Annotated in this window: 4 protein-coding genes and 1 pseudogene; all 5 read right to left on the reverse strand. The window is 74.8% G+C overall.

Annotation, left to right across the window (positions count from 1 at the left end; translation table 11 throughout):
- Positions 1-160: 160 nt before the first annotated feature.
- On the reverse strand, positions 161-952 hold the full coding sequence (locus NBW84_RS16475; protein ID WP_445548242.1) for a DUF501 domain-containing protein: 792 nt from the start codon (positions 950-952) through the stop codon (positions 161-163).
- 83 nt (positions 953-1,035) lie between these two features.
- Complete coding sequence (locus NBW84_RS16480) at positions 1,036-1,383, reverse strand: FtsB family cell division protein (RefSeq protein ID WP_445548241.1); 348 nt, start codon at positions 1,381-1,383, stop codon at positions 1,036-1,038.
- A 5-nt stretch (positions 1,384-1,388) separates the two neighbouring features.
- On the reverse strand, positions 1,389-2,675 hold the full coding sequence (gene eno, locus NBW84_RS16485) for a phosphopyruvate hydratase (RefSeq protein ID WP_250285628.1): 1,287 nt from the start codon (positions 2,673-2,675) through the stop codon (positions 1,389-1,391).
- A 608-nt stretch (positions 2,676-3,283) separates the two neighbouring features.
- Positions 3,284-5,389 carry a signal peptide peptidase SppA gene (gene sppA / locus NBW84_RS16490; RefSeq protein ID WP_250285629.1) on the reverse strand — a complete coding sequence of 702 codons (2,106 nt, stop codon included), beginning with the start codon at positions 5,387-5,389 and terminating at the stop codon, positions 3,284-3,286.
- A gap of 227 nt (positions 5,390-5,616) precedes the next feature.
- A pseudogene (locus tag NBW84_RS16495) lies at positions 5,617-5,997 on the reverse strand (nucleoside triphosphate pyrophosphohydrolase); the annotation flags it as partial.

Consider the following 5,997-nt stretch of genomic DNA (forward strand, 5'->3'; position numbering starts at 1 on the left):
CCCGTGCCGCCCGTGCCGCCCGTGCCGCCCGTGCCCTCGGCATGATCCGCGCTGGGGCCCGGGCGACCACCCGGCGCGGGGCCGGCGTCGGCGCCGCTCGCCGTCTCGGCGACGAGCAGCCGGATCGAGTTGGTGCCGCAGTCGACGGCCGCCACCCGGGTCACGACGATCCCCCATCTTGTGCGCGGCCGGCATCCGGGCCGCCGCCAGCTGCCCGGCCGGATCCGTTCTCCGGGCCGGAACCGCCCTGCTGGACGGAACCGCTCTCCTCCCGGCCGGGACCGCCCTGCCCGCCGGAACCACTCTCCTGGACGGAACCGCTCTGCTGGGCGGGGCCGGTGACGCACGAGCCGGCGGCCACGCACGGCCCGCGGACGCCCCAGTCCGCCAGCAGGGCCAGTGCCTCGTCACCGAACGGGTTCACCCCCGGTCCGGCGGCCAGGCTGTGCGCGACCAGCACGTGCAGGCACTTCACCCTGGTCGGCATGCCGCCCGCGCCCGGTGCGCCGGGCAGCTCGGCCAGGGCGTCCCGGCGGGCCAGGTAGTCGCGGTGCGCCGCCTGGTAGCGGCGGGAAAGATCGCCGTCGCGGTTGGCGGCGAGCCGCTCGGTCATCTCCCGCATCAGGCCGGACGCCTCCAGCCGCCCGATCGCCGACGCCGCCCGCGGACAGGTCAGGTAGTACAGCGTGGGGAACGGCGTCCCGTCGGCCAGCCTCGGCCAGGTCTCGACGACGTCCGGCAGGCCGCAGGAACATCGGTGGGCGACCCGGCGCATCGCCCGCGGCCGCCGGCCGAGCTGCCGCGCAACGACCTCGACAACCTCGGCGGCCGCACTGGCCTCGGTGTCACCACCGGCCTCGGTGGTCCTGTTGGCTCTGGCAGGCGTGCCAGAATCAGCGGCCGTGCTGGAACCAGTCGCTGTGCCAGCACCGGTGGCCGTGTCAGGCGGCACGTCAACGGTGTCTGCCGAGCCGGTGATGGTGCCTGCCGAGCCCGCGACGGCCGCGACGGGTGCGCCGGCGCCCCGACGAGCGGTCATCGCGCGGTGGCCGAGGGAGCCGGGGCCGGGCTCGGAGCCGGGCTCGGAGCCGGGGTCGGGGTGACCGACGTCGCCGGCACCAGATAGGCCTTCTCCCCGGGCCGGGTGTAGTGCAGCCTGACCCGGGCCTCGTCCTGGGCCCACGCCGGATCGTCGTAGCCGGCCACCTTGGTCTTCAGCGCCTCCACCCGTTCGCGTTGTTCGGCGTTGTGCGCCGCGAGCTCGTCGATCTGGCTGCGCTGCCGCAGGTAGAGCCGCAGCGGATAGGCCAGCGTCAGCACGAGCACGCAGATCACCACCAGCAGCAGGGTCATCCGGGTGGTGAACGGTGTGCGGCGCGCCACCGGTGTCACCCGGCGGTCGGTGAAAAGCGGGGAAAGGCCCCCGCCCCGGCATATCGGGCGGCCTCGTCGAGCTCGTCCTCGATGCGCAGCAGCTGGTTGTACTTGGCGACCCGCTCGCTGCGGGCCGGCGCGCCGGTCTTGATCTGCCCGGCGTCGAGGGCGACCGCGAGGTCGGAGATCGTGGTGTCCTCGGTCTCACCGGACCGGTGGGAGATCATGGACCGGTAGCCGTTACGGTGCGCGAGCGACACCGCGTCCAGGGTCTCGGTGAGCGTGCCGATCTGGTTGACCTTGACGAGCAGGGCGTTGCCGGCCTTCTCGGCAATGCCGCGGGCGAGCCGCTGCGGGTTGGTGACGAACAGGTCGTCACCAACGAGCTGCACCGAGTCGCCGAGACGGGCGGTCAGCTGCACCCAGCCGTCCCAGTCGTCCTCCGCGAGCGGATCCTCGATCGAGACGATCGGGTAGGCCGACACCAGCTCGGCGTAGTAGTCGCTGAGCTCCTGCGCGCTGCGGCGGGCGCCTTCGAAGCGGTAGGCGCCGTCGTCGAAGAACTCCGTCGAGGCCACGTCGAGAGCCAGGGCGATGTCCTCCCCCGGCCGGAAGCCCGCCTTGCCGATGGCCTCCACCAGCAGGTCGAGCGCGGCACGGTTCGCCGGCAGGCTCGGGGCGAACCCGCCCTCGTCGCCGACGGCGGTGGCCAGCCCCTGGGTCTTCAGCACGCTCTTGAGCGCGTGGTAGGTCTCCGCGCCCCAGCGCAGCGCCTCGACGAACGTCGACGCCCCGATCGGGGCGATCATGAACTCCTGGATGTCGACGTTGGTGTCGGCGTGCGCGCCGCCGTTGACGACGTTCAGCAGCGGCACCGGCAGCAGGTGCGCGGCCGGGCCCCCCAGGTAGCGGAACAGCGGCAGGTCGGACGCCTTGGCCGCGGCTTTGGCGACCGCCAGGCTGACCCCGAGCACCGCGTTCGCGCCCAGCGCGGACTTGTCCGGCGTCCCGTCGAGGTCCAGCAGGACCTGGTCGAGGAACCGCTGCTCGGTGGCCTCCAGACCGATGATCTCGGGGCCGATCCGGTCGGCCACGGCAGTCACCGCTTTGCGTACGCCCTTGCCGCCGTAACGGTCGTCGCCGTCACGCAGTTCGACGGCCTCGAACGCCCCAGTGCTCGCGCCGCTGGGCACGGCCGCGCGGCCGAGGGTGCCGTCCTCCAGGACGACCTCGACCTCAACGGTGGGATTGCCCCGCGAGTCAAGGATCTCGCGAGCTCCTACAGCCTCGATGGACGGCACGGGCCTCGACCTCCGGTGTGGCGCGCGTCCGGACGGACACGCCCGACTAGAACGCTACTGTGCGACAGGGCGGGCATCGGCGGCGCCGCCGAAATACGACCCGGCCGAGACTATCGCCACCACGCTCGCGGCACGCGCCTTCGGCACGTGTCACCTACGGCCACCCACTGGCCCGGTGCGCGACCGGACGGCCGCGGCCAGTGCCGTGACGAGGAGGTCCGGCCGGGGTCAAGAGGCGATCCGCTCCGCGGACGCCGCCGAAAGCAGGCCGCCCCGCCGGGCACCGGGACCCGCCACGACGGGCCTGTCCGCCGCGAGCTCGCCAGCACGGTCCCGCCCGCCGCGGGCCTGTCGCCTCGGCTCCGCCAGCACGGGCATGCCACCACGGCTCCGCCCACGGGCATGCCGCGGGCCTGTCACGGCGAGCCTGTCACGGCGAGCCTGTCACGGCGAGCCTGTCGCCGCGAGGTGCTGCGGACGACCCGGAAAATTCATGATCATGGACGGTCGCACTGATGCCGGCCGATTTGAGAAATCGAATGGTCGGACCTTTTTCGGTCGGCCAGGCTCCGGTCGGCCAGGCCTTTCAACCGGAACCGGTCAGGCGGTCAGATGACGAGGCCCAGCGGCGGCATCAGCAGCGGGCCGCCGGCCGGCAGGCCGGCCCGGGCCGCGGCCGCGGCCAGCGGGCCCCAGCCGGCGGCGAACACATCGCCGCCGGCTGGGGCGTACGCCCCGCCGGCGACCCGGTGCGCCATCGCCTCCAGCGACGCCTCCAGCAGTGCCGTGCCCGTCAGGGGCCAGCCGGCCGACAGCGGGCCGGCCAGGGGCGCCCCGCCCACACCAGCGGCCGCCGGGTCCTCGCTCGACCGCGGCGGGCGCAGCCTGTCCGCCAGCGCCAGCTTCGGCAGGACACGCAGCCGCGGGGTGACCGACGCGGGCAGGCCGGCCTTCTCCCAGGCCAGCTCACAGGCCTGGAACAGTCCGCCGAGCACGTCCACCAGGCCACGCTCATGGGCGTCGGCGCCCGTCCACACCCGGCCCCGGGCAACCTCGTGCACCGCCTCCGGCGTCATCCTCCGGCCCGCGGCGACCTTGGTGACGAAGTCCTCGTAGACCCGGTCCAGGAACTCGTCGAGCTTCTTGCGCTCGGCCGGGCTGAACTCCCGCCGTGGGGAGGTCATCAGCGCGTTCTCGCCCCCGGCGACCGCGCCGAAACGCACGCCGATCCTGTCCAGCAGCTCGCGGACGACCTGCTTGCCGCCCAGCACCCCGATGGACCCGGTCAGGGTGCCCGGATGCGCCACGATCGCGTCCGCCCCGAGCGCGACGAAATACCCGCCGGAGGCGGCCACCGACCCCATCGAGACCACCACCGGACGCCCGGTGGCCTGGAACCGTTCGACCTCCCGCCGGATCAGGTCGGAGGCCACGTACGAGCCGCCGGGGCTGTCCACCCGGAACACGGCCGCGGCGACGTCCTCGTCGCGGCCCGCCGCCCGGAAGGCGGCGGTGAGGGCGTCCGAGGCCATGGCCGGGCCCCGCAGCGGCGCGCGCCCGCCGCGGCCGAGCAGCACCGGCCCGGTCCCGTGGATGAGGGCGATCACCTTGCGCCGTTCGGGCCCGCGCCGGAAGGCCTTACCGCCCGGTTCCGCCGGCCGCCCGCCCAGACGGGGCATCGGGACGGGCAGCCGTGACCGGGACGCCTCCCGGCGCTGGGCCGTCCGCTGGTAGTGGGCGAGGTACATCATGATCACGCCGTCGCGCTCGTCCTCGGCCGTGGTGGCCGTACCTCCGGCCAGGACGTCACCTCCGGCCGGAGCGTCCGCGCGGCGCGTTCCCCTGGCCGCGGCGTCCGCGCCGGCCCCGGCCTCGCCGGCGGCACCGGCGGCACCGGCGGCAGAGCCGGCGGCACCGGCGGTAGCAACGGCAGGGGTGGCGGCGCCCGCGGTGCGGCGGGCGTGGGCCCGGGCGGCGGCGTAGACCTCATCCCGGTAGCCCAGCCGGTCGACCAGGCCGGCCCGGCGGGCCTGCTCGGCCGACAGCGGCGCGTTGTCGATCAGTTCGCGGACCCGCGCCGGGGACAGGCCACGGGCGGCGGCGACACCGTCCACGATCATGGACAGGCTGGAGACGACGATCCGCTCGCTGGCCTCCCGGTGCGCGGCGGTGAAATCGCGTTCCACGAAGGTGTTGGCGGCGTTCTTGTACTCGTGGCGCTGCCCGACCTGGATCTCGATGCCGAGCCGGTCCAGGGCGTCGCGCAGGAACGGTGTCTCCAGGGCCACCCCGGTCAGGCCCAGGTCCCCCGGCGGCGCCAGCCAGATCTGGTCGAACGCGCAGGCCAGGTAGTACGGGACGGTCCCGCCGCCGAACTCGCCGAACGCGTCCGCGTAGGCGAAGGCGGTCCCGCCGGCGTCCCGGAAGGCGATGACCGCGTCCCGGATCTCCTGCACCCGCGCCAGCGGCGTCCCGCAGGGGGCGATCCGGGCGATGAGCGTGGCCGCCCGGTCGTCCTGCCCGGCCCGGCGCAGCCCGTCCACGATGGTGCGCAGGGACGGGCGGCGCCGCGCCAGAGCCGCGCTCACCGGATCACCAGGTACCCCTTCGACCGGATCCACGGTGAGGTCGAGCTCGAGAAGGATGGGCGCGGACCGCCGCGCATACAGACGACGGACGCCCGCCAGCGCCTCCCGCGCGGTGTCTGCTGCCATGCAGCGAGGCTACGCGCCGCACCTGCCGCCCGACAGCGAGACCACGCGCCACAGGCCATGGCACGGCTTCACCAGTATGGCGGGGAGGGCCGGCCTCCCCGGATGACCAGTCATGGCGGGGAGGGCCGGCCTCCCCGGGTTCATCCGGGTCAAGGTGGGGCGTGTCTCCAGCCGCATGGCCGGAGCCTTCCGGGGTGTGCCTCGACGGGCCGGCTGGCCGTGGGGCGTCAGCTGGTCGGGGTGCCGCTTGCGGCCGGGGCCTGTCGCGGCGCTGCCGGCCAGTGGGCACGCCAGGAGTCGGGGCCGGCGTCCCGGGGGTCCAGACCGGCGGCGCGGATCGCGTCCTCGGTAGCGGCGAGGGTGTCCCGGAAGCGGCGGGCGGACGTCCGCAGCGCGGCCTCCGGGTCGACGCCGGCCTGCCGGGCCAGGGCCACGGCCGCGAACAGCAGGTCGCCGATGATCCGCTCGGGTGTCCCCGGGGCCGCGTCGGCCGCCACGGAGGGCACGTCATCACTCCGTACCGGGGTGTCGGCCCGGGCCAGCAGGGCCGCGACGACGTCGGCCGGGGACGCGGCTCCGGCTCCGGCTCCGGCTCCGGCTCCGGCTCC

It is taken from the genome of Protofrankia sp. CiP1_Cm_nod2 (assembly GCF_920664355.1).
Classification (GTDB): Bacteria; Actinomycetota; Actinomycetes; order Frankiales; family Frankiaceae; genus Protofrankia.

Excerpts from the sequence above, each read along its gene's own strand:
- sppA (WP_250285629.1), bottom strand. The coding sequence starts at position 5,389 with ATGGCAGCAGACACCGCGCGGGAGGCGCTGGCGGGCGTCCGTCGTCTG.